Below are 1,216 nucleotides of genomic sequence, written 5' to 3' on the forward strand. Positions count from 1 at the left end.
CGGAGAGGGCTCTGAGCATGCCCTCCTTGGTGCCGAGGCGCACGGTCTCCTCCCGGGCCCGGCTGGCCAGGAAGATGTTGTAGTCGACGCCGAGCGCCACCAGGAACAGGAATGCCAGCAGCGGCACCGAATAGTCGACGCCCTTGAACCCGAGGATCGTGTCGAAGACGAACACGCTGCCGCCGAAGGCCGCGGCGAACGAGACGATCACGGTGGCCATCAGGACCAGCGGGGCCAGGATCGCGCGCAGCAGCAGCCCGAGGACGATCAGGACGACGGCGAGCACCAGCGGGATCACCAGCTTCTCGTCGCGCTTGGTGGTCACTTCGGTGTCGAGGTTCTCCGCACTCGGCCCGCCGACGATCGCCTCCGCCCCGCTCACCGCGTGCACGGCGGTACGCACCCGCTTGATCGTGTCGTACTCCGCGGCGGTGTCCGGTGCGTCCTTCGGGAACACGGAGATGCTGGCCCAGCCACCGCTGGTCTGCTCCGGGACGGCCAGGGCCACACCGCGAGTGTCCTGGACGACGTCGAGCACCCGCTCCTGGTGCGCCGGCCGCGTGAAGACCGTCATCGGCTGGCCGCCGAGTTCAGGGAAGTGCTGGCGGAGAACGGTGAAGCCGGTGACGGACTCCGGCGCGGACAGGAACTGGTCCTGCTCCCGCAGGGCGCCGGTGTTGCCCGCCAGCCCGAGGGCGAGCACGCCGAGGACTCCGAGCGAGCCGAGCGTCGCCACCCACCGGCGGCGGCTGATGGCGGCACCGAGCCGTCCCCACAGCCCCGGCTTCTCCTCCACGGCCGTGCTGAACCGCGGGATGGCCGGCCAGAAGATCCGCCTGCCGAGCACCACGAGCACCGCCGGGAACAGCGTCAGCATGGCCACCAGCGCGCACAGGATGCCGGCCGCACCGATCGGGCCCAATCCGCTGGTGCTGTTCAGGTCCGCGACGAGCAGGCAGAGCAGGCCGGCGATCACGGTGGCCGCGGACGCGACGATGGCCGGCGCCGCGGAGCGCAGCGCGTGGACCATCGCGACCCGGACGTTCTCGTGGTGGTGCAGTGCCTCCCGATACCGAGCGATGAGCAACAGCGCGTAGTCCGTGCCGACGCCGAATACCAGGATCGTCAGCAGCGCCGAGTTCTGGTCGTTGACCACGATGCCGAAGCCCTTGACGAGCAGGTAGACGGTTCCCATCGAGGTCAGCGCGGCCGCGCC

Annotated in this window: 1 protein-coding gene; it reads right to left on the reverse strand. The window is 70.2% G+C overall.

Going from position 1 to position 1,216, the window contains the following annotated elements; all coding sequences use genetic code 11:
• On the reverse strand, positions 1–1,216 hold a 1,216-nt coding region (locus tag IE118_RS33795), incomplete at both ends, for an MMPL family transporter (protein ID WP_189561925.1).

It is taken from the genome of Streptomyces pilosus (assembly GCF_014649835.1).
GTDB classification, from domain to species: domain Bacteria; phylum Actinomycetota; class Actinomycetes; order Streptomycetales; family Streptomycetaceae; genus Streptomyces; species Streptomyces pilosus.